At 66.2% G+C, this 26,124-nt stretch carries 21 protein-coding genes; 8 read left to right on the top strand and 13 right to left on the bottom strand.

From position 1 onward, the window contains the following. Positions 1 to 143 precede the first annotated feature (143 nt). From ACU0B3_RS09335 to ACU0B3_RS09320, 4 genes are all read right to left on the bottom strand, one after another. A complete protein-coding gene (locus ACU0B3_RS09335; protein WP_446260581.1) occupies positions 144 to 851 on the bottom strand; it encodes an ABC transporter ATP-binding protein in 708 nt (235 codons plus the stop codon). Continuing rightward, positions 851 to 1,570 (bottom strand): ABC transporter ATP-binding protein, encoded by a 720-nt coding sequence (locus ACU0B3_RS09330; RefSeq protein WP_446260580.1) that lies wholly within the window; start codon positions 1,568 to 1,570, stop codon positions 851 to 853. Before ACU0B3_RS09330 ends, ACU0B3_RS09335 begins: the two co-directional genes overlap by 1 nt. An 87-nt stretch (positions 1,571 to 1,657) precedes the next feature. Then, on the bottom strand, positions 1,658 to 2,932 hold the full coding sequence (locus ACU0B3_RS09325) for an ABC transporter substrate-binding protein (RefSeq protein ID WP_446260579.1): 1,275 nt from the start codon (positions 2,930 to 2,932) through the stop codon (positions 1,658 to 1,660). A 31-nt stretch (positions 2,933 to 2,963) separates the two neighbouring features. Beyond that, the gene (locus tag ACU0B3_RS09320; protein WP_446260578.1) at positions 2,964 to 4,028 is read right to left on the bottom strand and encodes a maleylacetate reductase; all 1,065 of its coding nucleotides are present in this window, start codon (positions 4,026 to 4,028) and stop codon (positions 2,964 to 2,966) included. Positions 4,029 to 4,119: 91 nt separating this feature from the next. On the opposite strand from ACU0B3_RS09320, the gene ACU0B3_RS09315 reads away from it, so the two are divergent. Then, complete coding sequence (locus tag ACU0B3_RS09315) at positions 4,120 to 5,070, top strand: LysR family transcriptional regulator (protein ID WP_446260577.1); 951 nt, start codon at positions 4,120 to 4,122, stop codon at positions 5,068 to 5,070. A gap of 154 nt (positions 5,071 to 5,224) precedes the next feature. Here the strand turns inward: ACU0B3_RS09315 and ACU0B3_RS09310 are convergent, their stop codons facing one another. From ACU0B3_RS09310 to ACU0B3_RS09295, 4 genes are all read right to left on the bottom strand, one after another. Continuing rightward, positions 5,225 to 9,490, bottom strand: coding sequence for a translocation/assembly module TamB domain-containing protein (locus tag ACU0B3_RS09310; RefSeq protein ID WP_446260576.1), 4,266 nt, complete (start codon positions 9,488 to 9,490; stop codon positions 5,225 to 5,227). Further along, complete coding sequence (locus ACU0B3_RS09305; RefSeq protein WP_446260575.1) at positions 9,490 to 11,304, bottom strand: autotransporter assembly complex protein TamA; 1,815 nt, start codon at positions 11,302 to 11,304, stop codon at positions 9,490 to 9,492. The genes ACU0B3_RS09310 and ACU0B3_RS09305 overlap by 1 nt, the downstream gene beginning before the upstream one ends. Before the next feature lie 130 nt (positions 11,305 to 11,434). Further along, positions 11,435 to 14,488: an efflux RND transporter permease subunit gene (locus tag ACU0B3_RS09300; RefSeq protein WP_446260574.1), complete on the bottom strand. Its 3,054-nt coding sequence runs from the start codon at positions 14,486 to 14,488 to the stop codon at positions 11,435 to 11,437. 8 nt (positions 14,489 to 14,496) lie between these two features. Continuing rightward, positions 14,497 to 15,540, bottom strand: a complete 1,044-nt coding sequence (locus ACU0B3_RS09295) for an efflux RND transporter periplasmic adaptor subunit (protein ID WP_446260573.1) — start codon at positions 15,538 to 15,540, stop codon at positions 14,497 to 14,499. Between the two features lie 246 nt (positions 15,541 to 15,786). Here ACU0B3_RS09295 and repA point away from each other — a divergent pair, with 246 nt between their 5' ends. The 6 genes from repA to ACU0B3_RS09265 all read left to right on the top strand — a co-directional run bounded on the left by repA (position 15,787) and on the right by ACU0B3_RS09265 (position 21,510). Continuing rightward, positions 15,787 to 17,013, top strand: a complete 1,227-nt coding sequence (repA, locus tag ACU0B3_RS09290; protein ID WP_446260637.1) for a plasmid partitioning protein RepA — start codon at positions 15,787 to 15,789, stop codon at positions 17,011 to 17,013. Positions 17,014 to 17,015: 2 nt separating this feature from the next. Continuing rightward, the gene (repB, locus tag ACU0B3_RS09285) at positions 17,016 to 17,936 is read left to right on the top strand and encodes a plasmid partitioning protein RepB (protein WP_446260572.1); all 921 of its coding nucleotides are present in this window, start codon (positions 17,016 to 17,018) and stop codon (positions 17,934 to 17,936) included. A gap of 173 nt (positions 17,937 to 18,109) precedes the next feature. Beyond that, positions 18,110 to 19,159, top strand: a complete 1,050-nt coding sequence (gene repC / locus ACU0B3_RS09280; protein WP_446260571.1) for a plasmid replication protein RepC — start codon at positions 18,110 to 18,112, stop codon at positions 19,157 to 19,159. Between the two features lie 145 nt (positions 19,160 to 19,304). Beyond that, entirely contained in the window at positions 19,305 to 20,009 is a 705-nt protein-coding gene (locus tag ACU0B3_RS09275) for an ABC transporter permease (protein ID WP_446260570.1), read from the top strand. Next, complete coding sequence (locus ACU0B3_RS09270; RefSeq protein ID WP_446260569.1) at positions 20,003 to 20,716, top strand: ATP-binding cassette domain-containing protein; 714 nt, start codon at positions 20,003 to 20,005, stop codon at positions 20,714 to 20,716. The genes ACU0B3_RS09275 and ACU0B3_RS09270 overlap by 7 nt, the downstream gene beginning before the upstream one ends. Further along, positions 20,713 to 21,510 (top strand): substrate-binding domain-containing protein, encoded by a 798-nt coding sequence (locus ACU0B3_RS09265; protein ID WP_446260568.1) that lies wholly within the window; start codon positions 20,713 to 20,715, stop codon positions 21,508 to 21,510. The genes ACU0B3_RS09270 and ACU0B3_RS09265 overlap by 4 nt, the downstream gene beginning before the upstream one ends. Positions 21,511 to 21,516: 6 nt before the next feature. On the opposite strand, the gene ACU0B3_RS09260 is transcribed toward ACU0B3_RS09265, so the two are convergent. Genes ACU0B3_RS09260 through ACU0B3_RS09245 form a run of 4 tightly spaced genes read right to left on the bottom strand, consistent with a single transcriptional unit; the run spans position 21,517 to position 23,946 of the window. Further along, positions 21,517 to 21,996: a DUF6505 family protein gene (locus tag ACU0B3_RS09260; RefSeq protein ID WP_446260567.1), complete on the bottom strand. Its 480-nt coding sequence runs from the start codon at positions 21,994 to 21,996 to the stop codon at positions 21,517 to 21,519. After that, entirely contained in the window at positions 21,993 to 22,694 is a 702-nt protein-coding gene (locus tag ACU0B3_RS09255; RefSeq protein WP_446260566.1) for a DUF4444 domain-containing protein, read from the bottom strand. Before ACU0B3_RS09255 ends, ACU0B3_RS09260 begins: the two co-directional genes overlap by 4 nt. Next, positions 22,691 to 23,755 (bottom strand): iron-sulfur cluster carrier protein ApbC, encoded by a 1,065-nt coding sequence (gene apbC, locus ACU0B3_RS09250; protein WP_446260565.1) that lies wholly within the window; start codon positions 23,753 to 23,755, stop codon positions 22,691 to 22,693. Before apbC ends, ACU0B3_RS09255 begins: the two co-directional genes overlap by 4 nt. Positions 23,756 to 23,757: 2 nt before the next feature. Then, positions 23,758 to 23,946: a DUF6494 family protein gene (locus tag ACU0B3_RS09245; protein WP_446260564.1), complete on the bottom strand. Its 189-nt coding sequence runs from the start codon at positions 23,944 to 23,946 to the stop codon at positions 23,758 to 23,760. 58 nt (positions 23,947 to 24,004) lie between these two features. Between ACU0B3_RS09245 and ACU0B3_RS09240 the strand changes: the two genes are divergently transcribed. Then, the gene (locus ACU0B3_RS09240; RefSeq protein WP_446260563.1) at positions 24,005 to 24,736 is read left to right on the top strand and encodes a hypothetical protein; all 732 of its coding nucleotides are present in this window, start codon (positions 24,005 to 24,007) and stop codon (positions 24,734 to 24,736) included. Here the strand turns inward: ACU0B3_RS09240 and ACU0B3_RS09235 are convergent. Beyond that, positions 24,730 to 26,124: 4Fe-4S binding protein (locus ACU0B3_RS09235; protein WP_446260562.1), on the bottom strand; the 1,395-nt coding region annotated here is incomplete at its 5' end. The two genes, ACU0B3_RS09240 and ACU0B3_RS09235, sit on opposite strands and share 7 nt — an antisense overlap.

The following is a 26,124-nucleotide window of genomic DNA, read 5'->3' as shown; positions in this document are numbered from 1 at the left end:
ATCCCGGGGGTGTGGGGGCAGAGCCCCCATGCAAAAGCCACATGCGCAGCTGGCAGAGCCCCCAAACCTTTTGCCATGCATGCGGGGCGCGCAGCGCCCCGCCCGCCGCGACGCCGAAGGCGGCGCAAAACCTCGCCCGCCGCTCAATGCCCCGCTCCGAAATAGGCGTTGTGGATGTCGTCGCGTGACAGGCTGTCCGGTGTCCCCGACAGCGTGATGCGCCCCTCCATCATGCAATAGACCCGGTCCGCGACGGCCATGGCCTGCGCGATGTCCTGCTCGACCACGATCATCGAGGCGCCCGCCGCCTTGATCTGCGGGATCGCCTTGTAGATGTCCTTGATCACCACCGGCGCGAGCCCGAGGCTGATCTCGTCGCACAAAAGCACGCGCGGGTTACTCATCAGCGCGCGCCCGATGGCGACCATCTGCTGCTGCCCGCCCGACAGCGCCGTGCCCGGATTGTGCCGCCGCTCGCGCAGGATCGGAAACAGGTCATAGACCGTCTCGAGGCGCCAGTGCCCGTGGGCTTTGCGCCCATAGGTGCCGATCAGGAGGTTCTCCTCGACCGAAAGCGAGGGGAAGAGCTTGCGCCCCTCCGGCACCATCGCCACGCCGCCCGCCATGATCTCGTCCGCCGAGGCAGCCCCGATCGGGGTGCCGTCATAGGTCACCGCCGCCGCCGCGTTGCGCAGGACACCGGCGATGGAGCGCATCAGCGTCGTCTTGCCCGCGCCATTCGCGCCGATGATCGCCACCGTCTCGGCCTCGCCAAGCTCGATGTCGACCCCGAAGAGCGCCTGAAAGTCGCCGTAGTGGGCCACCAAACCTTGTGTCTGCAAAAGCGCCATCAGACTTCGATCCCCAGATAAATCTCCTGCACCTCGCGGCTGGCCATGATCTCCTCGGGATCGCCGATCCCGATCACCTTCCCGAAGTCGAGCACCAGAAGACGTTCCACCACCGACGTCAGCGCGTGCAACACGTGCTCGATCCAGATGATCGTGACCCCCTGCGCATGAATGTCCTTGATCGTGCCGATCAACGCCTGGCACTCGCCTTGCGTGAGCCCGCCCGCGATCTCGTCGAGCAGCAAGAGCTTCGGCTGCGTCGCCATCGCCCGCGACAGCTCGAGCCGTTTGCGCTCCAGGAGTGACAGCTGCCCCGCCGGTACGTTGGCGCGGTGGATCAGCTCGGTGCGCTCCAGCACATCGGCGCAATCGTCCCGCACCTCGCGCTCCGAAAGGTTCCGCCCGTGCGTCGCCGCGACCAACAAGTTCTCGTAGACCGTCAGCTTCTCGAACGGCTGCGGGATCTGGAACGAGCGGCCGATCCCGGTCAGGCACCGCTCCATCGCCGAGACCTTGGTGACATCGCGTCCGTCGAAGTGGATGCTGCCCGCGTCCGCCCGGATGTTGCCGGTGATCAGGTTAAAGAGCGTCGACTTGCCCGCCCCGTTCGGCCCGATGATGCCGAGCGCCTGACCCTCCGGGACCTCAAAGCTGGCATCGTCCGTCACCTTCAAGGCGCCAAAGCTCCTGGACACGTTCCTGAGCGCAAGCATGGTCATAAGGGCTCACCCGTCCCGGACCTGATCCGGGACCTCTTAGATGACAAGGAGAGGCCCCGGGGCTTGCCCAGAGCACGTCGGCATGGGTCAGGACATGGCTTCCATCGTCCCACCCGTCGGGATGTTCGGATGGTCGGAATTGTCGACGATCACCAGATCGTAGCCGCCCCCGTCCTTCAGCCGCCACTGACCGCCCACCAGCGGGGTCTTGGCCACGTTCTGCACCGCAAAGGGCGGCAGGCCGGCGCCGTCGAAGGCGATCCGCCCGACCATCGAGGCCAGCTCGGTGGCGGCGATGGCGGAGGTGACCTCGTCCGGGTCGCGGCTGTCCTCGACACGCGCCATCACGTCGGCGGCCATCTCGAAGAGCGCATGCACGAACCCGATCGGCTGCGTCCACTGACGCCCCGTGGCCGACGTGTAGCCCGCCGCCAGGTCACCCGCCGACTGCCCCGTCAGCGAGGACGAGAACGGATGCGACGGCGACCACCAGACCTCCGAGCTGAGGTTGTGACCCTGATCGCCCAGGGCCTCGACCGCCTGCGGGAAGAGGATCGCCTTGCCGATGCTCGCCGCCTTGGGATTGAACCCCTGCTGCTTCGCCTGCGTCCAGAAGGTGGTGAAGTCCGGCGGGATCGGCACACCGGTCACAATCTCGCAATTGGCCGCCTTGAAGGCATTGATCTGCGCGCTGAAATCGTCCGTCAGGTTTTGGTAGCGCCCGGTGTCGGTGAGCGTGAAGCCCTGCGCGTCCAGCACCGGCGGGAAGCCGACGTTCGGGTCACCCCAGGCGTTGCCGTCCCCGTCGTTGGGGAAGATCGCGCCGACGGACTTGTTGGTGTCGAGCTGGTTCCACATCGCCGTAAAGACCGAGATCACGTCCTCGAGCCCCCAAAAGAAGTGGAAGCTGAAATCGAACGGCCGCCAGCTGCCCGGATCGCCCGGGTTGCCCTGCTGGCCGATGAAATAGGGCTGCCAGGGCGCCACGGTCGAGATCACCGGGATCTCCTCCGCCTCGCAGGTCGTGGCGACCGGGTTGGTGGTCTCAGGCGTGGAGGCGACCAGCATCATGTCGATCTCGTCGTCGATGATCAGCTCCTTCGCGACCTCGGCGGCGCGGTTCGGGTTCGACTGGCTGTCCTTGACGATCACCTCGAAATTGGCCCCCGCCTCCGAGCCCAGAAAGCCGTCGATGATGAACTGGTCCGCCTCCGAGAACGCCGCCAGCGGCCCCGATTGCGGGCTGACATAGCCCAGGCGGATCTTGGCGCCCTGTGCGAGGGCCGGCGCCGCGAGGCCGCCCGCGGCCAGCGTCAGCCCGCTCGCGGCAGAGGTTTTGAGAAGGGTACGGCGTGTGATCATGGTGTCCTCCCAGACGTCGTGGTCTTGATCGTTATGTGTTCGGCGGGTCCCCGGCCCAGGCGGCCTGCAAAAGCGTGCGGATGTCGGCGCGCGTGACGGCACTGGGGTTGGGATAGGGTTTGCTCACCGCCAAGTCGGCGGCGCGGTCGAGATCGGCCTCGGCCAGGCCGAGGCCCTCGAGCGTTAAGGGCGCATTCATCTTCTTGGCAAAGTCGTAAAGCGCAGCGCCGGGCTCAGCGCCGCCAAGAAGATCGCAGATCGGCTGCAGCTCGGTCCGCGCGGCGCGGGCGTTATAGGCGATGGCGTGCGGCAGCACGATAGCGTGGGTCTCGGCATGCGGCAGGTCGAACGTGCCGCCGAGCGTGTGGCAGAGCTTGTGGTGCAGTGCCATGCCCACTTGTCCCAGCACCGTCCCACAGGCCCAGGCGCCGCGCTGCGTGGCCTCGCGCGCGGCCAGATCGGCGGGATCGTTCAACACCTGCGGCAGGCCGGTCACGAACGCCTCGAGCCCCTCGACCGCCAGCGCGTCGCTCGCCCGGGTGCGGTCGGGCGCATAAAGCGCCTCTGCCGCGTGCGCCATCGCATTCAGGGCCGACGTCACAGTCATCACAATCGGCAGGGTCTGCACAAGCTCCGCATCATAGAGGATGACCTCCGGCAAGACGCGCGGATCGCTCAGCGTCGTCTTCACGCCGTCCTCGGTCTGGCCCAGGATCGGCGTGCATTCGCTGCCTGCATAGGTCGTGGGGATCACGATCTGCGGCAGGTCGGTGCGGTAGGCGATGGCCTTCCCGAGCCCCGTCGTCGAGCCTCCGCCAATCGAGACCACGCAATCCGCGCCCGTCTCGGCCACATGGGCCATTGCCGCATCGGTCACACCGACCGGCGTGTGCATCTCGGCCTTGCAAAAGACCCCGGCGGCCAGATCGCCAAGCGCCTCCGCAATCTCGAGCGCACTGGCGCGTTGGTTGGGCGTGGAGAGGACCAGCGCCTTGCGCAGACCCATCCGCCGCGCCTCGGTCGCGACGTCCAGCCGCGTGCCCGCGCCAAAGACGACACGGACGTCCGGGGCTGTGATCTGGGCTGGCTGCGCCACGCTGCGCTCCTTTTGCATCGAGATGCCCGAAGCGTAGCAGCGAAAAATGCGGTGTTGATCGAATCTGAGCGCTGCAACATACCATAAAGGTATGAAGATCGATCCAAACCACCTGCAGATGCTTGCCGCGATCATCGACGCCGGCGGCCTGACCGAGGGCGCGGCACTGCTCAACAAGTCGCAGCCCAGCGTCTCGCGCTCGGTGTCGATGCTGGAGCAACGCCTCGGCTCACGCCTGTTCGAAAAGGGCAAACGCCCCCTGCGCCCGACGGAGCTTTGCCGCATTCTGGCGGCGCAGGGCCGTGTGATCACCGACGCAGGGCAGGCGGCAGAGGCCGCCGTCACGCTCTATTCCCGGGGCAAGGCGGGCACCGCACGGATCGCCGGCACGCCGATCTTCATGGACGGCGTCGTCTCGACCATGATGGCCTCTTTCCAGACGGCATTCCCCGAGGTCACGATCCAGCAGACCTACGGCTACTTCCCGGAGCTGTCCGAGCAGCTGAACGTCGGGACCATCGACCTCGCAATCTGCCCCGCGCGGCCCGACGATATCCCGCCCCACCTGACGTTCAAACCGATCCTGCGCGGCCGCAATGTCATCGCCTGCGCACCGACCCACCCGCTGGCGCGCAAACCAGCGGTCAAGCTCGAAGATATCGCAGCATTCCCGTGGATCGCACCCCCCGCAGGCAGCCCGCTCTATACCGACCTGAAACGCGCACTCGAAGATATCGGGATCACCGACTTCCGCGTCAGCTTCACCGGCGGCTCACTCGCCTCGATCCTGAGCGTCCTGGCAGGCTCGAACTCCCTGACGGTGCTGCCGTATTCCGTGGTCTTCACCCAACGCCGGGCAAACACGGTCACCGCCTTGCCGGTCCGGCTCGAGCATCCCAACCGCGAACTCGGCTTCCTGCGCCGCGCCAAGCGCCCTAAACGCCCGGTCGTCGCCCGATTCCAAAGCTACCTGGAAACCGAATTCAAAGTCCTGGCCCGCCGCATAAACGACCACGGCCGCGCCGACACCTGGCGCAGATAATGGCTTAACGCTGCTGTATTACCATAATTAACCTTATAGGCACCTTGCACTTTCACCGGAGCGCGTCACGCAACCGCTCACCCTGCCGTCGCCTTGCAACGGACATGACGCGTCCCAAGCGTCCATGGGCGGCGCTGCCGACGTGCGACGACATTCAGTAGTCCTTCTCGAAGAACACTCCGAGGCTCGTGTTGCCGTCGCTGCCGGTCGAGCCGCGGACGGTGACGTTTGGGGTGACGTCAATGTTGAGGTTGATCTTGGTCCGGCCCGAGCTCGTCGTGGTAAAGTCCGAATAGATGTTTTCCGACAAATACGCGCCTGCGCGCACGCCAATGCTGCCGTCGTCCTCGGTCACCACATCCAGATCGTCGAGGCGGAAGGTCTGACGCAGCCGGCCGACCACGTCGTTCCCGTCGCGCCCCAAGAGCGTACCGACCGCCGCCGCCAGACGTACCGCCTGCAGCGGGCTGATCTTATCGAGACCCCGGCCAAAGAGCAGCCGCGCCAGCACTTCGTCCTGCGGCAGATCGGGGATCGACGTCACGCTCACCTGCGGCGACGAGGCGAACCCTTCCACCAGGATGCGCACCAGCACGTCGCCAGCCTGCGTCTCCGCGATCAGCCGGATGAAGGGATCGAGCGCGCCGCGCAGCTGCGCCGTCCCCTCGGTCAGCTGCAGACGCTTGCCAAGCAGGTCGAACCGGCCCCGGATCAGGCTGAACTCGCCCGAGGGCACCACGTTGGCCGTCGTGCCCTGCACGCGGACCGCGCCGCCGAGCTCGGCATCGAGCCCACGCCCGCGCGCAAAGATGCGGTTAGGCGCGGAGATCCGCACGTCGAGGGGGAAGACGACCCGCGGCGCACGCCGCTCGGCCGCCGGATCGACGACGAGACCGGCACGCTCTCGTGTTTCGCGCACGTCGCGCGGCTCGTTGATATGCTCGAGACCGGGCAGCCCGGCAGCCACGCTCCCCGTCGCATCGGCGACACGGATTTCGGCCTGCTGCACGGACAGGTCGCCGCCAATGCGCGCACCACCCGTCAGCGGTCCCGAGATGGTCAACTGACCATCGATTTCCGTCTCGAACACACCCGGTTGCCGGATTTCCACATTGCGCAGGTCCGCGCGCAGATCGGCGCGGAACGGCGGCTCGAGAAAGATCGGACCCTGCACGCGCAGCCCTCCCGCGGGACGCAGGTCCGCGGTGGCGTTCACGTCGGCGCGCCCGCCGCCAAGGGAGACCTCCGCGGCCACGTTCTCCAACCCGATCGGCTGCCCCGGCAGCGCGATCTGCGCATTCTCCGTCCGCACGCGCCCCGACAGCGCGTCAAGCCCCGGCGCCCCGTCGATCCTGAGCGCAAAGACCGCATCCCCGGCCAGCCGGTTGGCGCCCGTGAACTGATTGACCAGCGTCAAAGGCGCCCGCCCCGAGGCGGCCAGGTTCACCCGATCAAAGCTTTGCGCCGCCGTGCCGTTCACGTTGGCATTGATCCCCGCCGGCCCGGTCACGCTTGTCTCGATCCGCCAGGGTCCCGACCCGCGCGACAGCTCGCCCATCGCAGTTGCGCGCCCGGCCAGCTCCGGCACAAGCACGCCGAGGTTCGCGAGCGCCAGATCATACCGCAGCGCAGCCTGCGCCGGAGAGACCTGGCCCGACGCCGTCCCCGACAGCTGCGGTCCTGAGATCCGCGCCTCATCGATCACGGCGGTCTGCGGCCCGGTGGCGCGCACGCGCAGGTCCACGGACGTCGTGCCTGCTAGCAGGGCATCCGCCTGCGACTGGTTGAGCCGCACATCGCGCGTCACCACCCGCCCGGCAAAGACACCCGTCTGCGCCGCGAGGTCACCGTCCACATCCGCGTCCACCTCCAGCGCGCCCCGCAGGGGTTGGCCCAGCAGCCGCGCATAGGCGGCGAGCGCCGGGATCTGGACGTCGAGGCTTGCACGCACCGGCCCCGGCGCGCCGTCCACCAGCGTAAGCGTGCCATTCACCGCACCGTCGAGCCCGCCCGGCCCGGTCACATCCGTGCCGAGCGTCAGGCGATCTCCGTCCTGGCTCAACTGCCCGACCGCCGTGGCCGTCCCCTGCAATGCGGGTGCCAGCACACCCATGTCCTCGAGCACCAGATTATAGCGCAAGCGGCTCTGATCCTGCCCAACTTGCCCCGAGGCGGAGCCCTCCGCCCGCGGCGTGTCAAAGGCAAAGACCTCGATGTCGACCGTCGGAAGGCCCGCACTCGAGAGCTTGGCAACCAGCGTGCTTTGCCCCTCCAGCAGGCGATCGGCAATCTCGATCCCTGTCGTCAGATCCCGCCCCGCCACATCCAGCGTTCCGGCAAAGCTCTGCGCCGGCACCACGCCCTCACCGCTCAGCGTCAGCTGCGCCGACCCGCTCAAGGGGCGACCCGCGACCGCCGCATAGGGCGACAGATCCGCCACGCGCGCGGCGATTTCCGCGGAAACAGTCTCTAAACCGGCCTCCGTGACCGTCAGCGTGCTGTCCACATCCGCCACGACACCGCCCGGCGCCGTCAGGTCGCCCGCCACGTCCCAGAGCTCCCCCGACTGCGCGGCAGAGCCGACGAACCGCACGGGTCCCGTGACCCCGTCGAGCGCCCGGCCAATGTCGCTCACGGTGACATCCGCGTCGAGCGCGGTGCCTTCCGTCTGCAGCCGGCCACTGGCGCGGATCGAAGCATGCGGCGTCGCCACCGAGGCTGCGTCGATAAACGTCCCGTTCAGATCCCGCCGCGCTTCGACGCGCAAGGTGCCCGCCCCTTCCAGCAGCGGATCAAGCTGCGCGATGTCCGCAGAGAGGTTCTGCGTCGTCCCGTTTGCCTTGAGATTGAACGTGCCCGCCAGTGGTGCAAGCCGCCCATCGACGCGCAGCGTCGCAGCGCCCGCCAGATCGCGCCCGGCAAGGCCAGAGAACCGCGCCAGCTCCGGCGCCACAACCGTCACGCCCGGCGCAATCTGCAGATCGAGGCCGTCCTGCAGCCCCGTCAGCTGCACCTGCCCCGTGAGCTGCAACCCGTCACTGACCAGTTCCAGCTCGTTCAGCTCGAGCGGCGCGCCCGACGTGTAGGCAAAGCGCAGCGCGCCCGAGGGAGCCTGTCCCACCGCCTCCGTCAGCGCCGGATCGTCCAGCGTCAGCGTCGTCGCGGCGACGTTCAGCTGGCCGGCCACCGACCGCAGCGGCGCCGAGCCGTCCCCGTCGATCGTGCCCGTCCCCGCAAGCGTCGCCGTGTCGAGCGCAAAGCCCGGACCTTCGACGTCCACGACGCGCAAAGTCCCCTGCCACTCGTTGCCCTCTGCCGCGTCAAACGTCAGCTCCAGCTCGGCATCCGCCAGCGCAATGTCGCTGCCCGGCAACGCCACGCGCGGCCCCTCGGGCGGGGCGATCTCGGCGGTGACGTCAAACGCCTCCGGCCAGAACTCCGGCGACAGCGCCGCCGTCCCACTCAGGTCAAGCGCATCGGTGCGCAGCACCAGCTGATCAAGGTCGAGGCCCCCATCGGCCCGGAACCCCACGTTTGAGGCAAACTCGCTCGACGGACCAAAGAACCCGCGCCGCTCCGGCGGCAGCAGCGGCGACAGATCGCCCACCAGCTGCGCCGAAAGGCGCCGCGTGACCGACGGATCCGAGCTCTCCTGCACCGCGACCCGGCCCGTCACACGCTGCTGGCCATCCGTGCTCAGCGCGATGTCCGCGGCAAAGGCGTCGAGAGGACCCGCGCCTTGCACCGACAGCGCCACCGGCGGCAGCCCCGGAAGGTTGAGCAGCCGTGCCGCGATACCCTCAGCGGCCTCGTCCAGCGTGATGTTGAGCAAGAGCTCACCGTCGGCGTTGTCGTACCCGCCCTCGATCTCGAACCGGCCCGCTGGCCCATCGACGCGCGTCAGTGCCAGATCGGCCTGCCCTGCCCCGCCCGCCAGCTCCGCCGACCCGGCAAAGGACAGCGACACCGCCTCCCCCAAAATCGGCGCACCGAGGTCCGCGCGTTCGATGGCAAGGCGGGCGATGTCGATCTCCACCGGCAGATCCGGCAGGCTGAACCCCTGCGCCTCCGGCGACGGCAGCTCTTCGCTCTCCCCGGTCTGCGGCAGACGCGGAACGATCAGCTCCGCCGCGCTCAGCTCTTCGACCTCGAGACTGCCCCGGAACAGCGCCGACCGGTTCCAGTTCAGCGTCACGTCATTCAGCGTCAGCCAGATGCCGGCGTCGTCGGCAATCGTCAGCTGCTCAAGCGACGCTTCCGAACTCAGCAGGCCACGAAACCCGACGATCCGCACATCGCGCCCCGCCTCCGACAGCGTGTCCTCGAGAAACGCCTGGATGCGCCCGCGGTCCTGATCTTCGGTCTGGGCGAGAGCCAGCGACGGCCACAGCAGGATAAGGAATAGAGCAAACCAGCGCATCAGAACGCCTGCCCGATGCCGAGGTAGACCTGGATGCCGTCCCCGGTCGACCCACCCGTCGGCCCGGCCACGTCGAGCCGGATCGGCCCGATGCCCGTCTGGTAGCGCACGCCAAGGCCCGCGCCACTGTGCCATTCCCCGTTGCCGGCGGACCCCTCGCCGATGAACCCGGCATCGGCAAAGGCCACGAGCCCGAAGCGATCGGTGATCCCCGCGCGGAACTCCGCCGTCAGCCCGGCGAAGCTGCGCCCGCCAAACGTGCCGTCATCCGTCTCGACGTTGAGCGACTTGTACGGCTGGCCGCGCACGGTGCCCCCGCCCCCCGAGAAAAAGAGGAAGTCCGGCGGCGTGTCCTCCACCTCCGGCCCGACGATGGAGCCGAGCTGCAACCGCCCCGCCAGCGTGAACCGACCCTCGTCCGACAGGCTGTAGTAGGCGCGCGCATCTGCAGTGAACCGCGCCCCGCTCTGCGTGTCGCCAAGGCCAAGGAACGGCGTCGTGCCAAGCTGCACGTAGACACCTTCCGTCGGGTTCAGGGTGTCATCCCTGCGGTCCAGCGTCACCTTCGTCGGCAACGAGACATACTGGAACTCCCTCTCCCCCAGATCGTCGCGCGTCCGCAGAAAGGTGTAGTTCACGCCCAGCTCGCCGCTCACCGTATCCGAGAACCGCCGGCTCACCCCGATGCCGAACGTCAGACGATCGCTCAGCAGGTCCGGCTCGTCCTCGCGCGCCGCCTGCGCGGTGATGAACCCGGTCGTGTCGGGACCCAGCGCGGCCGGCCGTTCGAGGCGCACGCCGATGGAATAGTCGATGCCGCCCTCGTAACCGCCCGCCTGCCCGCCGATCTGCGCAACGCGTGCATCGAACCGCAAGCGCTCGGCACCGTCAAAGATGTTGCGGTGCAGCCAGAACGTCGACAGCGTCAGCCCCTCGAGCGTCGACAGCTCCGCGCCAAAGCCAAAGCGGCGCGGCTTGGCGTCGACCACCTCCAGCGCCACATCAAGCGTGCCGTCCGGGTTGACCGTCTCCGCCTCGGTCAGCGTGACCGACGAAAAGGCGCCCGTGCGGCGCAGACGGTTGGCGGCAAGGTCCAGCTCGTCCGGGTTGAACACCTCGCCCGTCGGCAGGCCCGCAATCATGCGCAGGCGCACGTCCTTGACCGCACTGTCGCGCACGATGTCGAGGTCCCCGAACCGCAGCCGCGGCCCCGGCGCCAGCTGCACCGACGCATCGAGCGTCTGGCGCGCGTGATCGGCGACAAGGTCCTGCCCGGCGACAGCCGCCTTGGCGTGTCCCACGGAGCGCCAGCCCGACACGCCGGCATCGACTGCGCCGCGAATGGCGCTCGCCTCCGCCCGCTCGCCCGGCGCAAATTGCTCCGGCACCTCGGTGCCGTCCGCCAGCGGCGCGATCTCCGCCCGGCCAAACACGAACTTGGGACCGGCATCGACCGTGACCAGCACCCGCGACACCCGCGCCGGCGTCTGGAGGAGCGGGATCTCCGCCGCCTCTCTTCCGTCGAGCCGGATGCTCACCGTCGCACTGTAGTGGCCCGCCTCGTAGAGCGTCACCAAAAGACGCCGGTAATCGCTCAAAGCGGCGCCGATCACGTCGTTCGGATCGCGCCGGCCCTCGGATTCAAGCTGCGACAACAAAGCGGCGTTTTCCAGAGAGGTCTCCACCTCCTCCGACACGCCGGAGATGTTGAAATCCAGCTCGTCCAGCGCCGCAGCCGCCCCTGCAGAGAGGCAGAGCGCGCCCGCGCACGCCATGCGCACGGCCTTGAGCCGAAAGAGAGTTGGACGTCCCACGGTGCCTGCTCCAATCGCCGCGCCTGCGCGCGTACTTCTTTTGAGCAACCTTACGATTCGAGAACGGTTCCCGCAATCAGGTCAATCCATCACAATTCCGCCATATTGTTGCCGCAATGCAACGCGGCTCTCAGGCGTGCGCGGTTTCCGGCGCAGGCGCGGACCGCGAGCGCATGAAGAACACGTAATAGAACACCGGCGCCGCGATCAGCGTCAGGATCGAGGCAAACGCCAGACCGCCCATGATCGTCGCCGCCATCGACTGAAAGAACGCGTCTCCGAGCAGCGGGATCATCCCAAGGATCGTCGTCGCCGCCGCCAGGATTACCGGCCTCAGGCGCGAGGTGCATGCCTCGACGATCGACGCCTTGAGCGGCTGCGCGGGGCTTTCTTCCCGCACGATATCGATCTCCTCGACCAGCACGATCCCGTTCTTGATCAGCATCCCCGAGAGGCTGAGCAGCCCCAGCAAAGCGGTGAACGAAAACGGCAGACCCGATGCCAGCAGCGCGATGCTCACCCCGCAGATCGACATCGGGACCAAGAGCCAGATGATCAGCGGCTGGCGCAGCGCGTTAAAAAGCAGCACCGAAATCAGCACCATGATCAGCCCGCTCAGCGGCAGCTGCTTGGCCAGGTTCGCCTGCGAGTTGCGGGAGTTCTCGTACTCCCCACCCCACTCCATCCGGTAGCCCGGCGGCACCGGCATCGTATCGATCGTCTCCTGCACTTGCGCCTGCACCGTCGCCGCGTTCATGCCCTTGGTCACATCCGCGCCCACCGTGATCGTCGGCACCCGGTCACGGCGCATGATCAGCGTGTTCTGCCCCTCGAACCGCATCCCGTCGGTCACCTGATCAAACGGCACGAATGTCTGCGCCGCGTCCGAGTAGATCACCTGATCGGTCAGGCTCAGCCCCGCATCCGGCGGCGAGCGCAGGATGATCGGGATTTGCCGCTCCCCCTCGCGCAGCACGCCAGTCGTGAGACCTGTCGTGGCAAAGTGCAGCGTCTCGGTGATGTCGCTCCGCGAAATGCCCGCCTCCTGCGCGCGGTCGGTGGCGTAGATCGGGCGCAGCACCTGCTCCATCTCGCGCCAGTCGGTGCGGGGCGCGACGATGTTGTCCGAGGCCGCCTCCAGCCGCGCAATCGCCTCGTTTGCCAGCTCCCGCAGCACCTGCGCATCCGGCCCGGAAAACCGCACCTGGATCGGATCACCGCCGCCGGGACCAAACGCGAGCCGCTTGGCCCGCAGCTCCCCCTGCGGCAGGTTTTCGTCCGCGTATGCGCCCAGCTCGTCGATGAGCGGCGCGATCTTGTCCAGCGTCTCCGTCCGCACGATGATATGCCCGTAGGATGGGTTCGGATCCTCGGCTTGATAGGTCAGCTGAAACCGGCTCGCCCCCTGCCCGACAAAGGCCGTGGCGGCCACCACGTCCGGCTGCTCCGTCAGCCAGTCCTCAAGCATAAAAAGATCGCGCGAGGTTTCGTGGATCGACGCCCCCTGCGCCAGCTTGTAGTGCACAAAAAAGAGCGGCGTGTTGCTGTCGGGAAAGAACTGCTGCTTCACTTGGCCAAAGGCCATCAGACACACGATGGTGACCCCCACCAGCGCCGGAATGACCGCCCACCAGAGCTTGAGACACGCACGCAAAAGGCCGGCATAGAGCCGAAAGAACGGCCCGCCATAGGCGTCCTCCGCATCACCCCCCTGCCCTACTTTGAAAAAGTAATGCCCGAGCATCGGTGTGACCGTCAGCGCCAGCACCCAGCTCAGGACCAGCGAAATCCCGATCACCGCAAAGAGGGAGAACATGAACTCTCCCGTGCTGTCCGGGCTGAGGCCAATCCCGGCAAAGGCCATGATCGCAATCACCGTCGCCCCGAGCAGCGGGATTTGCGTCTTGGCGGCCGCCTCGTCCGCGGCCTCGCGCGACTTCTTCCCCCTCTGCATCGCGACCTGCATGCCCTCAGCCACGACAATGGCATTGTCGACCAGCATCCCCATCGCAATGATGAGCGCGCCGAGCGAAATCCGCTCCATCTCGATCGAGAAAATCCACATGAAAAGGAGCGTGCCAACCACGGTCAAAAGCAGCGTCGAGCCCACGACCACCGCCGCGCGCCACCCCATCGCCACCGCAAGCACCGCGACCACGATGGCAACCGACATGGCAAGGTTCACGATGAAATCGTTCGACGCCTCCTCCACCACGAGGTGCTGCTGGTAGATCGGGTGGATCTGCACACCCAGCGGGATCTGATCGGCAATCCCGGCAAGCTTGGCGTCCACGCGGTACCCCACATCCACGATGTTTTCGCTGCCGACACCCGCCACGCCCAGCGTAAAGGCGTCCCGCCCATTGTGCCGGATGATCAGCGTCGGGTTCGCCTCACGCGCGCGCCGCACCTCCGCCACATCCCGCACGTTGAGCAGGTTCCCCCGCACCGAAAACGCCAGCCCCGCGATCTCTTCAACCGAGTCGCTCCCCTCCGGCCTCTGGATCAACGTCCGCCCGCGCTCGTCCTGCAAAACACCCGCATCGACCACCTCGTTGGCCGTCGCGATGGCTTGCTGCAGGACCCCCATCGACACGCCAAGGTTGGTGCTCAGCACCGGGTCCGGCTCGACGTAGATCGTCTCGTTCGGCACCCCCGCCAGCGCCACGTCCGCAACCCCCGGCACCGCCAACAGCTCACGCCGTAGGAACGTCGCCAGCTGGTAAATCTCACTGTCCGTGTAACCCGGCGCAGTGATCGCATAATAAATGCCGTACACGTCACCAAAGCTGTCATTTACAAACGGCTCGGAGGTCCCCTGCGGCAGGCGCGCCTCCCCCACCCGGTTGCGCAGCTTCGACCAGATGCGGGGAAGCTCATCACCGCCATAGGTGTCCTTCATATCGACCGAAATGCGCGAGAGGCCCGGCTGGTTGACCGACCGGATTTGGTCGACTTCCGCCATCTTCTGGATCTCGGATTCGAGCGGCTCGGTCACTTCGCGCGCCACCTCCTGCGCCGAGGCGCCGGGATACTGCGTGATCACCACGGCGGTCTTGATCGTAAAGGCCGGGTCCTCGAGCCGCCCAAGCGACATGAACCCCCAGAGCCCGCCCAGAAGGCAAGTCAGGATCACGATCCAGGTGTAAAGCGGGCGTTCAATCGAAAGGCGCGCGATGGTCATGGCGGCGCTCAGCTATCAAAGCCAGTGAAGCGGCGCACCGCGTCGCCGTCACTCAGCAAAGCGGCACCGCTGGCAATGATCTGGTCGCCCGGACTCAGCCCTTCGGTCACCAGCACGTCGCCGTTGGCCGAAGGTGTGATCGAGACCTCGGTGACTTGCACCGTGCCGATGTCGGGGTCGGTCCCAGACGGGGTGAACAGCATCACCCGCGGCGCGCCACTTGTGTCTGCGATCAAGGCTGATTGCGGGATGACAATCTGAGGCGCGTTCCCAAGAAGCGACGCGGTCACGTTGACCGACGAGCCTGGCAGCACGACCAAGTCGCCCGGATCGGTGAGCGCGAGCGTGATGCGGTAGGTCTGGCCTTTGTCCGACGTCTCCGCATTGAACTCGCGGGGTTCAAGGTCATAGCTCCCCGGAAGGCGGGGAAAGGTCGCGGTCAGCTCAAGGTCAGGATCCCGCCCGGCGCGCTGAAACAGCACCTCCGGCACTTCGATATCCACCCGCAGCTCGGACATGTCATGCATCCGCACAATCGGCATGCCCGCCTGCACGGTGGTAAAGTTCGCCACGTTCCGTGAGGCGATGATCCCGTCAAAGGGCGCATTGAGCGTCGCCAGCTCCAAATTCCGCGCCGCGTTGCGCGTGGCAATCGCAGTAAGATCGGCCTGGGTCGTGGCATCGTCCACGGTCACCTGACTGACAGTATTGCCCTCCAGCTTTTCCATGCGCTCGAGGGTGCGGTCGGCCTGGTCCTGCTGCGCTTGCGCTTGATCGAGCGCCAGTTGGAAAGGCTCGGTATCGAGCCGTGCCACAAGACTTCCCTTGGTCACGGGCGTGCCTTCAAGAACCGGAAGCTCGACAATCTGCCCGCCCACCTGGAAAGCCAGATCAACCGTCTGCTTGGCCACCACGTGGCCAAAGAACTGCCGCGTGATTGCGCCGTCCCCTTCGGCGACCGTGAGGATCTTGGCCAGCGGCGGCGCGTCTTGCGCCATGGCCACATGCGGCAAAGACAGCAGTCCAGCGGCAATCCATCTGAGCATCTGCATGGCTCCCTTCATCGTCCCTGAAGGAGGTATAAAGACAGCCCCTCACCCTGTCACGTTCTTTGGCATTACGTGACAGCGCGCCAAACAGAGCCTAATCTGGCGCAAGCGCTGCATCCGGGGCTTGGCCTCAACTTTGCAGCCTGTGGAAAAATCCCTTGCCCGAATCCCCGGCGCCTGCCTAATACTTACGGTTAAAGGCGAACAATACGCCACATTCCGTAACAAACGGAGGCAGCGGTGGACCAGATCACAGGTGATCCAAGGATTGGGCAGCAAGAGCTCAGCCAAGAGCGGCGCGAGCGCATCGACCTTGTCGTGGGCGATCACGCCCTGCGTTTGTCGGAGCGGCTGCAGGCACACCGCGCGCAGCTCTTCCCCCCCGATGCAAAGAGGATGCTGCGGAAGTTCACCAGCGGCGAGGTTGCAGACCTTCTTGGCGTGAAAGACGCCTATTTGCGCAAGCTTAGTCTCGATGGGAAGGGTCCGCAGCCCGAAACCCGCGCCGGCGGGCGGCGCTATTACTCGCCCGAAGACATCCAGGCGTTGCGCGAGTATCTCGAGGCGGGCGCCAAGGTTCCAGGCACATATCTGCCCGGCCGCCGCGAGGGTGATCACCTGCAAGTCATCGCGGTCGTCAACTTCAAAGGCGGCTCGGGCAAGACCACCACCTCTGCGCATCTGGCACAAAAGATGGCGCTCGACGGGTACCGGGTGCTCGCCATCGATCTCGACCCTCAGGCCTCGCTCTCGGCGCTGCACGGGTTCCAGCCCGAGTTCGACCTCCTCGACGGCGGCACGCTCTACGATGCGATCGCCTACGAGGACCCGGTGCCGCTGAGCCAGATCATCCAGCAGACCTATTTCAAAAACCTTGATCTGGTGCCCGGCAACCTCGACCTGATGGAGTTCGAACACGAAACGCCTCGCGCGCTTGTTGCGCAGGATTCGTCTCTGTTCTTCACGAAGGTCGGGCTGGCCCTCGCCGAGGTCGAGGACCGCTACGACGTGGTTGTCATCGACTGCCCGCCCCAGCTCGGATACCTCACCATGTCCGCCCTCTCGGCAGCGACGGCGGTGCTGGTGACCGTGCATCCGCAGATGCTCGACGTTATGTCCATGTGCCAGTTCTTGCTCATGACCTCTAACCTGCTTGGCGTGGTGAGCGAGGCGGGCGGGGACATGTCCTATGACTGGCTGCGCTACCTCATCACTCGTTACGAGCCCGGCGACGGTCCGCAAAACCAGATGGTCAGTTTCATGCGTTCGATGTTCGGCGATCACGTGCTGAACCACACCGCGCTCAAATCCACCGCCATCTCGGACGCGGGGATCACCAAGCAGACGCTCTACGAGGTCGAGAAATCCGCCTTCACCCGCGCCACATACGAGCGCGCAATCGAGAGCCTGAACGCCGTAAACGGCGAGATCGAGGCGCTTGTCCAACAGGCTTGGGGGCGCGGTCATGGAGGCTGAGCATGGCGCGTAAGGACCTGATGAAGGGGCTGATGGACGCCCCCTCCCCGACGCCGCCCGCCGAGGCCGAGACGGCGCGCGTGGACGCCGCTAAGCCGCGCTACCAGAAAGGCGCCATCGGCGCGGTCAGCCAACAGATCGCCGATCTCAAGGCGCGCTCGGTGCAGGAGCTCGACCCGCGTTTGATCGACGATGCCGGGATGCGAGACCGGCTCGGCGCGGACGAGGATCATGCTGCGCTGACAGCCTCGATTCAGGAATACGGCCAGCAAGTGCCCGTTCTGGTCCGCCCGAACCCCAACGATCCCGAGCGGTATCAGGTGGTTTATGGACGGCGGCGCGTGGCAGCGCTCAAGGCGCTTGGCCTGCCGGTCAAGGCGATGGTGCGCATCCTCGACGACCGCGACCTGATCCTCGCGCAGGGCCAAGAGAACGCCGCCCGCAAGGACCTGTCGTTTATCGAAAAGGCGAACTTTGCCCGCCAGATGCGCGACGCCGGATATGACCGGAAGGTGATCTGCGACGCACTGCACATGGATAAGACGCTGATTTCGCGCCTGCTCTCCGTGGCCGACCGCGTCCCCCTCGACTTAATCGAAGCGATCGGTGCTGCGCCCAACGTCGGACGCGAACGATGGCTGGCGCTGGCGGACGCCTTGAATGGGCGGGACATGGTGGAAGCGGCGCGAGGCGAGAGCTCGGACACACGGTTCGACGCCGTTGCCAAAGCGCTGACCCCAGACAAGCCCGCACCCCCTGCCCCGCACGCAGTCATGACCGCCGAGGGCAAGGCATTAGCGCAAGCCAAACGCGCGGGCGGGAAGACGGTGCTGACCCTCGACAAGACACAAGATGACGGGTTCCACGATTGGCTCATCGCCAATCTGGCCCGCCTGCACGGCGAGTGGAAAACCACGCGCTGACACCCTGAGGACGAGCAACCAAGGAGGCACAACAGGCAAAAGAAAAGACCCCCCGAGACGGATCCCGAGAGGCCAATTCGTGTTCTAGCACCTCCGAATCTGCCCCTCTTGTTGACAGCTGTCAACGCATCCCTGCCCTGGGCGGACAAAAAAGTTTTGCCTTGTGAAATTTCATGCGACGGATCACCACCACGTCTTTCGGGGCGCGGCCCATTTCGGCTGCGCTCAAAGCACATATCACCCGGGCCGAGGCACCCGCCCCCTGCACCAGCGTCGACAAATGGGCGCTTTTCCAGCAGCTCTGCGCCGCGCGCGAGGCGTTCAGCGTTAGCCACCGGAGCCTCGCCGTGCTGAACGCGCTCCTGACGTTCCACCCTCGCAGCGACCTGCGCGACGGGGACAGGCTAATCGTCTTCCCCTCCAACCAGACGCTCTCGACGCGGTTGCAAGGCATGCCCGCCAGCACACTCCGCCGCCACATCGCGGCCCTCGTCGCGGTTGGTCTCATCTGCCGGCACGATTCGCCCAATGGCAAACGGTACGCCTGCCGCGGCGGCGGGCCAGTGTTCGGCTTTGACCTCCGCCCTCTTTTGGTGCGTGCCGATGAGATCGCCAAAGCTGCCGACGCCGCCGAACAGGTGGCATCCCGCATCCACGCCTTGCGAGTCACGTTCCTCTCCCTCCGCCGCGACCTCATCGTCGCCGGACACGAGACGCACGCTTGCCTTGTCGCGCTCTCTCGCATCCTTCGCCGCAAGGTCACTGTGAACGCGTGGGAAGACGCGCTCGATGCGCTTGCCCAGCTAAGGACAACCCTGCTCGGAGGTCCCCTCAAAACATCACAACTAAGCGCCACCGACACCCAAAATGAGCGCCATCAATCTAATTCAAAGAAAGAAAAAGAAGATACCACACGATCTGTGGACATCGTCACCCACTGCCCCAACGCTCTGCAGTTCGCAGAAGCCCCGCCAAGGCAGTGGTCAGACCTTCACGCCCTGTCTCAACGGCTCCTTCCCATGATCGGGGTCGCGTTTTCTGCTTGGGAAAGGGCGCGCCGTGTCATGGGAGACCAAGCGACCACAGTGACGATTCTGGCCATCACCGAGCGTATCGCGCAGATCGCCAATCCGCCTGCCTACCTCAACCGTTTGATCGCGCAAGCAGAACGCGGACAATACGATCCGAACCGATTGTTGCGGCTTGCGGGGCAAGGCAGTTGACAGCTGTCAACCGGTGGACGGGATGGCCCTCAGTCAAGAACTTGGCCGAGAACCCAAGGGCAACTTGTCCCCCGGTCGCTTCCCCTCTCGACGCCGCCGCAGGCATGGGTTTTGATGGAGGCGGAACCGAATTGGAATACTTCGCATGAGCGACCTTTGGGGCGGACTCACTCAGGCCTTTTGGCTAGTGATCCAGGGCGACCCCGACCTCATCGACATCACTCTACGCTCGCTTCAGGTCACCCTGACAGCGCTTGTGATTGCGTCGCTGATCGCGCTCCCCCTCGCCGCCGTGCTCGCCGTGCGCCGCTTTCGCTACCGCCGTCTGACCATTGCCCTGCTCAACGCGCTTATGGGACTGCCGCCCGTCGTCGTCGGCCTGATCGTCTACATCCTGCTCAGTCGCTCGGGCCCCTTTGGCGTGCTCGGCCTTCTCTTTACCCCGACCGCTATGGTCATCGCGCAGGTCATCATCATCGTGCCGCTCATAGCCTCCATCGCGCACCAATCCCTCCGCGATCTGTGGAGCGAGTATCACGACCTCCTCATCTCGATGAACGTCACGCCTTGGCAAAAGATGCGCACGCTCCTCTGGGATGCGCGCCGCGCCTTGCTCACCGCGTCGCTGGCTGGCTTTGGCCGCGCAATCGGAGAGGTCGGCGCGATCATGATCGTCGGCGGCAACATCGACAACGCGACGCGCGTGCTCACCACCGCCATCGCCCTCGAAACTGGCAAGGGGGACTTTGCCCTCGCCCTCGCGCTCGGCTTTGTCCTCATCTTTCTCGCCATCGCGGTCAACCTCGCCATTCACGCGCTCGGCCGCACGGAAAGGGAGGGCAGATGGTAGACCTCTTCCCCCTGACCGTGACCGGCGCGCAGACGTCCCGGCGGGGCAGGGTTCTTGTCGGACCAATTGATCTGACGCTGGAAGGGCAGGGGCTGACCGCCCTCATCGGTCCCAACGGCTCGGGCAAGACGACGCTGCTGCGTCTGCTGCATGGCACGGCGCGGTTGACAGCTGGCAACATCACATGGGCGTGTCCGACCGAAGCGGCGCGCGCGCGGCAGGCATTTGTGTTCCAGCGGCCCGTGATGCTGCGCCGCTCGGTTGTCCAGAACATCGCCTATCCCTTGCGTCTGCGCGGCGTTCGACGCGCCGACGCCACAGGGCGGGCAGAGGCATGGGCGGACCGCATCGGCCTCTCCCAGATGCTCGCGCGCCCGGCCACCGTGCTTTCGGGCGGGGAGATGCAGAAACTTGCCCTTGCCCGGGCTTTCATCTCCGGGGCAGACTGCATCTTTCTGGACGAGCCCTGCGCCTCCCTCGACGGGCGCGCCACGCGCGAGATCGAGGCTCTCCTGACCGAGGCCAAGGACCGCGGCACGCGGCTGATCCTTGCCACCCACGACATGGGACAGGCCCGGCGTCTGGCGGACGATGTCATCTTCATGCAGGCTGGCCAAGTGGCCGAGCACGCACCCGCCTCGCAGTTTTTCGAGGCGCCGCGGACCGCGGCCGCCCGCGCCTTTCTCAAAGGAGATATCGTCGAATGAAACGTCTCTACGCCGCCCTTTTGTCTCTGTGCATCGCCGCTCCCGCCACCGCGGAAACCCTGCGCATGGCCGTCACGACGTCTTTCCACAACTCTGGCCTCGCGGACGTTCTGTTGCCCCGGATCCAAGAGGACACCGGCCTCGAAGTACAGCTCCTGATCGTCGGCACCGGACAGGCGTTGCGGCTCGGGCGGGCAGGGGACGTGGATGCCATTCTCGTGCACTCCCGCGCAGCCGAGGAAGCCTTTGTCGCGGACGGGTCAGGCATCCACCGGCGCGAGATCATGTACAACGACTTCGTCATCGTCGGACCCAGCGCTGACCCCGCAGGCACCCAAAGCGCCGACGACGCGAAATCGGCTCTAAACCGCATCGCAGAGACGCAAAGCACCTTCGTCAGCCGTGGCGATGACAGCGGGACGCACAAGAAGGAGATCGCGCTTTGGCAGGACGCCGGGTACGATCCAGAAGGGTTTGACAGCTGGTACAATGCCGTCGGCGCCGGCATGGGCGCGGCGCTCAACACCGCCTCCGGCCTCAATGCCTACATCCTCTCCGACCGGGCGTCCTGGCTCAACTTTGGCAACAAGGGCGATCTGGCGCTTCTTTTCTCCGGCGACCCGGTGCTCTTCAACCAGTACGCCTTCCTGCCGGTGAACCCCGAAAAGCATCCCCATGTGAAAAACGCAGAGGCTTTGCAGCTCGAAGCATGGCTCGTCTCGCCCACCGCGCAAGGGTTGATCGATGCCTATACGATCAACGGGGAGACGCTCTTTACCTTCAATGCGGAGTAAGGTGGGCTAGTCGTCCAGCGAGCCGTGGATCGCGAATTGGTCGAGGCCGGCATCCTGCGCCTCGATCGTGCGGTACGCCTCGCGAACGCCCGCATCCGACAGCTCGCGCGCCACGGTCAAAAGCGTGTTTGGGCTGTGTTCGTCACACAAATCCGCCATTTGGGCGATCTCTTCGGCCGCCACGGGGCGGGCCGCCTCGACCGAAGGCGCGCCGTAGTAGGTGACGAAGTGCTGGGCGAGGGTGTCGGTCAGAGCGGCTTGTTCGGCTTCCTGGATCTGGGTGACCGCGACGAATGTCACGCGGCCCCCGGTCTCGATCCCGAACCAGCCGTTGGCAAAGGCCTGACGGGCTTTGCCAGTGAGGTCGCCTTCGGTCCAGTCGGAGAACTCGAACCCACCGGAAATGCACCACTCGCCGGTCCGCGCAGGGCTGGCAAAAACGCGTTGGTCGCTTTCGTCAAAGTGGATGGCGCGGGCAAGTTTCATGGGCTGGTCTCCACCAAGGTCGTGAGCGGCACGAGATGCGTTGTGGTCTCGTCACGGATGAGCATCCCGAAGCGTTCGTCGACACCCAGAAACGTCCCTGCATGGCCGTTTAGAGCCACATCCTCGCCCATACCATGCGCGAGGCCGCGCCATTCGGCGTGCAGGGGTTTGGTGCCGTCGCTCTCCCAACGGCCGAGCCAGTTGAGCGTGTGGCGCGCCCAAGCCTCCACCAGGGTCGGGGCCTGCACATCGGCGCAGCCTTCGGCATAGAGCGCGGTCTCGTCCGGTGTATCGCCGGGCCTGTCGGAGACGGGCCAGAGGGGCAGGGTGAAGCCGACTATGAGCCAGTCGGGTACCTCGTCCGGGTCAGCGGTCGAGGCCAGCAAACGGAAGCCGCCACACGCCGCGCCGTTGATCCGCAAGCCGCCGGTCCAGTCGAGGTGCACGGCTACCTCGGGCGGGGCGAGAGCGCCGAGCGCGTTTTGGAAGCCGACCATGCAAAGGGGCAGCATTGCTGACGCATCTGCCAGCGGGACCTCGGGCGCAAAGATCAGCGCGGCGCTGACCTCGTTGGCGCCCAGGTCGTGCAGGATCAGACCCGCATCCACCCCTTGCACGGCGCGCAGGACGGCGTGTTCGAACACGTCGCCCGCGACCTCTTCGCCGGACATGAGGGGAGGGAGGGTCAGCTCGCTCATGCGGCGCCTTTTTCGATCAAACTGTCTGCCAAATCGAGGAAGGCCGCCGCCTGCGGGCTGTCCGGTGCGGAGGCCACGATGGGGGCACCGCCGTCTGCGGCAAGGCGGATGTCGAGGTGCAGGGGCAACTCGGCGAGGAGCGGGACGCCCATCTTTTCGGCCTCGGCTTTGACGCCGCCGTGGCCGAAGATGTGCTCCTCATGGCCGCAGTTCGAGCAGATGTGCATCGACATGTTCTCGACCATGCCGACGATCGGGACCTTGAGCTGGTTGAACATGTCCACGCCCTTGCGCGCGTCGATCAGGGCGACGTCCTGCGGGGTGGAGACGATCACGGCGCCGGTCACGGGCGCCTTTTGCGCGAGGGTCATCTGCACGTCGCCGGTGCCGGGCGGCAGGTCCACGATCAGCACGTCGAGCGCGCCCCATTGCACCTGGCGCATCATCTGTTGCAGCGCGCCCATGAGCATCGGGCCACGCCAGACAACGGCTTGATCCGGGTTCACCATCAGGCCGATCGACATCATCGTGACGCCATGGTTGCGCAGCGGCATGATGATCTTGCCATCCGGGGACGACGGCCGTCCTGAGACACCCAGCATGCGCGGCTGAGAGGGGCCGTAGACGTCCGCGTCGAGCAGGCCGACACGGCGTCCTTTGGCGGCCAGTGCGCAGGCAATGTTGGCAGACACCGTGGACTTGCCGACGCCGCCTTTGCCGGAGGCGATGGCGAGGATGCGATCGACGCCGGGGATGGGCTCGGGGCCGGAGGGTTCGGCCCGGCGGGAGGGTTTGAGGTCGGGCGGGGGCGTCTTGGTCTCGTGCGCGGTCATCACGATGGAGATGCTCGAGACGCCGTCCATGGCCGCCAATTCAGTCTCTAACGCTGCCTTGATCGGCTCGTATGCCTTGGCCAGCGACGGCGCGATTTCCATGACGAAGCGGACGCTGCCGCCATCGACATTGAGCGCGCGCACGACGCCTGCCGCGACGATGTCGCCGTTGCCAGCGGGGTCGGCGTGCTGTTTGAGCCGCTCGAGGATCGCTTCACGCGTTGCCATACTCAGCCGCCTTTGATCTCACCGGTGACCTCGTGGGTCAGGTCCAGCTCTTCGATGGTGATGGTGGCGCGCACGGCGTAGGTCTTGCCCGCCTCGCCCTTTTCGCGGATAGCGCCTTCGATGGCCTGCTGCGAGGTCACGCCGACCTGTTTGAGGAACTTGCGCATCGACATGTTGAAATCGTCGCTCATGGCGGGGGTCCTTTCGAAAGTCTTGTCAGATCGCGCCTGCCGGCCTTAGGCTGGCCGCATGCGCTGGATTTTGGGATGTGTGATGCTGGTCTGGGCTGCCGTGGCGGTGGCCGAGGAGCGGGTGGTCACGCTGCATGCGCCGGACGCGCTGGTGGAAACGGGTCTGCTCAAGCACATCCTTCCGCGGTTCTCCCTCAAGACGCAGGTGCGTGTTCTTGCCGTGCCGGAAGGGGAGGCGCAAGTGGTGCTGGGCTCGCAAGGCAGGGCGCTCTTCGAGGGGGCGGGGCAGGTCTGGCATCTGGACGTGCGCGAGGAGACGGCCTTTACCGAGCGGTTCGTGGGCTGGCTGACGGGGGACGTCGGCATGCGCACGGTCATGGGGTTTGCGCCTGGGGGCGAGACGCTTTTCGGAGCGCCTGCCGCGCCGAAGGTCGAGGTGGTCCGGGTCGAGATTTCGGACGATGCCGAGACCGGCCACAAGGTGAGCGTCGTCAAATGCGCGCGCTGTCATGCGGTGGACAAGGCGACAGCCTGGAACTCGATCGGGTCGACGCCGAGCTTTATGGTGCTGCGCGCGATGCGCGATTGGGAGGAGCGGTTTACGGCGTTCTACGTTCTCAATCCGCACCCGGCCTTTACCCAGATCGAGGATGTGACGGAGCCATTTCCCATCGACCGGCCGTCGCCCATCGTTCCCATCGAGCTGACGCTGGACGAGATGGAGGCGGTGCTCGCCTATGTCGCCGTACTGGCGCCGGCGGACCTGGGCGCGCCGCTCGATCATCAGTGATCGCGCCGCTTGCTGAGGTAGTCGTCGGTGGTCCGCACCTTGGGGCGGGCGGCACCGGCAAAGGGTGAACCGTCGGCGTGGAACTGCGCGTTCACGCGGCAATCGTCACACATCTGGATCATCTTGAGCGCGTCTGGATTGCTGAACATCGCGTGGCTGGTCAGCTTTTCGGTGATCTTGTCGATGGTCGATTTCACGCCAAAGAGCGCGCCGCAATCGATGCAGGCAAAGGGTTCCTCGGCGTTGAGGATCGTCTGGTCAAGTGCGGCGTCGGTGAGGTTGAGGCGCGGCTCGAGCGCGATGGCGTCCTCGGGGCAGAGCGCCCTGCAAATGCCGCATTGCAGGCAGGCGTCCTCCTGAAAGCGCAGCTCGGGGGCGTCGGGGTTGTCCCCCAAAGCGCCGGAGGGGCAGAGCGAGACGCATGACAGGCAGAGCGTGCAGGCGCTCTTATTGACGAGCACCGCGCCGTAGGGCGCGCCGGCGGGCAGGGGCAGGCTCTCTGCCTCGGGGTGCAGTGCCTTGACGGCTTGGCGGGTGATCTGGCGGCGGGTGCCCATGGGGCGGACCGGCGTATGGGTGATTTCGGCAAAGTTAGAGCCGAAAAGCGCGGCGCTCATGGCGTCCGGGTCGGGTGTGTCGATGACGTGCACGGCGTCTGCGCCGGAGAGCGCGCGGGTCAGGGCGACCTGAGCCTCGAGCGCGTCGCGGTCGGTCTTGGGGCTGGCGAGCCAGATGACCTCCGCAAAGCCCGCGGCACGGGCGGCGAGCGCCTCAGCGTGGCCGAAAGCGTTTAGGGCGTCTAGTTGCAGGGGGATCACATTGGCGGGCAGGCCGTCGCCGTGGCGGGCGGAGAGGGCGATCATCTCACCCCCGTGTGCGTCGTGGACGAGCAAGCGCGCGGTTTTGCCACCGGCGTCGCGGTAGGCTTTGGCGAGGGTCTGCACCCGGCGCATGGTCAGGTCCACGGGCGGCGCATCGTAGCTGATGGCGCCCGAGGGGCAAACCGCCGAGCACGCGCCGCAGCCGGCGCAGATCATCGGATCTACGGTGACGTGATCGCCGTTCGGGGTGATCGCGCCGGTCGGGCAGAGGTCGAGGCAGCGGGTGCAGCCGGTCTGCTCGGCGCGGGAATGGGCGCAGAGGATCGCCTCGGTCTTGACGTAGAGCGGTTGTTCGAACGTGCCGGTAAGGTGGCTGGCAGCGAGGATGGCGGCGGCGACCGCAGGTGGGTGTGCCGGGTCGGCGCGCAGGTAGCCCTCGCGTTTCTCGTGCGCGGGAAAGAGAGGCTGTCCCCCGGTGAGGTCGATCAGGATGTCGCAGCCGGAGGCGGCGCCATCCTGCGGGGCGGTGAGCGTAAAGCCTCCACGCCCGCCCGGCACGATCTGCTG

This window comes from Pseudaestuariivita sp. (assembly GCF_052825805.1).
This window is presented reverse-complemented; position numbering and strand designations above follow the sequence as displayed.

Bases quoted from the DNA above. Each gene is read 5' to 3' on its own strand.
- ACU0B3_RS09335 (WP_446260581.1), bottom strand. From the start codon at position 851: ATGGCGCTTTTGCAGACACAAGGTTTGGTGGCCCACTACGGCGACTTT.
- ACU0B3_RS09330 (WP_446260580.1), bottom strand. From the start codon at position 1,570: ATGACCATGCTTGCGCTCAGGAACGTGTCCAGGAGCTTTGGCGCCTTG.
- ACU0B3_RS09325 (WP_446260579.1), bottom strand. From the start codon at position 2,932: ATGATCACACGCCGTACCCTTCTCAAAACCTCTGCCGCGAGCGGGCTG.
- ACU0B3_RS09315 (WP_446260577.1), top strand. From the start codon at position 4,120: ATGAAGATCGATCCAAACCACCTGCAGATGCTTGCCGCGATCATCGAC.
- ACU0B3_RS09310 (WP_446260576.1), bottom strand. From the start codon at position 9,490: ATGCGCTGGTTTGCTCTATTCCTTATCCTGCTGTGGCCGTCGCTGGCT.
- ACU0B3_RS09300 (WP_446260574.1), bottom strand. From the start codon at position 14,488: ATGACCATCGCGCGCCTTTCGATTGAACGCCCGCTTTACACCTGGATC.
- ACU0B3_RS09295 (WP_446260573.1), bottom strand. From the start codon at position 15,540: ATGCAGATGCTCAGATGGATTGCCGCTGGACTGCTGTCTTTGCCGCAT.
- repB (WP_446260572.1), top strand. From the start codon at position 17,016: ATGGCGCGTAAGGACCTGATGAAGGGGCTGATGGACGCCCCCTCCCCG.
- repC (WP_446260571.1), top strand. From the start codon at position 18,110: ATGCGACGGATCACCACCACGTCTTTCGGGGCGCGGCCCATTTCGGCT.
- ACU0B3_RS09275 (WP_446260570.1), top strand. From the start codon at position 19,305: ATGAGCGACCTTTGGGGCGGACTCACTCAGGCCTTTTGGCTAGTGATC.
- ACU0B3_RS09270 (WP_446260569.1), top strand. From the start codon at position 20,003: ATGGTAGACCTCTTCCCCCTGACCGTGACCGGCGCGCAGACGTCCCGG.
- ACU0B3_RS09265 (WP_446260568.1), top strand. From the start codon at position 20,713: ATGAAACGTCTCTACGCCGCCCTTTTGTCTCTGTGCATCGCCGCTCCC.
- ACU0B3_RS09260 (WP_446260567.1), bottom strand. From the start codon at position 21,996: ATGAAACTTGCCCGCGCCATCCACTTTGACGAAAGCGACCAACGCGTT.
- ACU0B3_RS09255 (WP_446260566.1), bottom strand. From the start codon at position 22,694: ATGAGCGAGCTGACCCTCCCTCCCCTCATGTCCGGCGAAGAGGTCGCG.
- apbC (WP_446260565.1), bottom strand. From the start codon at position 23,755: ATGGCAACGCGTGAAGCGATCCTCGAGCGGCTCAAACAGCACGCCGAC.
- ACU0B3_RS09245 (WP_446260564.1), bottom strand. From the start codon at position 23,946: ATGAGCGACGATTTCAACATGTCGATGCGCAAGTTCCTCAAACAGGTC.
- ACU0B3_RS09240 (WP_446260563.1), top strand. From the start codon at position 24,005: ATGCGCTGGATTTTGGGATGTGTGATGCTGGTCTGGGCTGCCGTGGCG.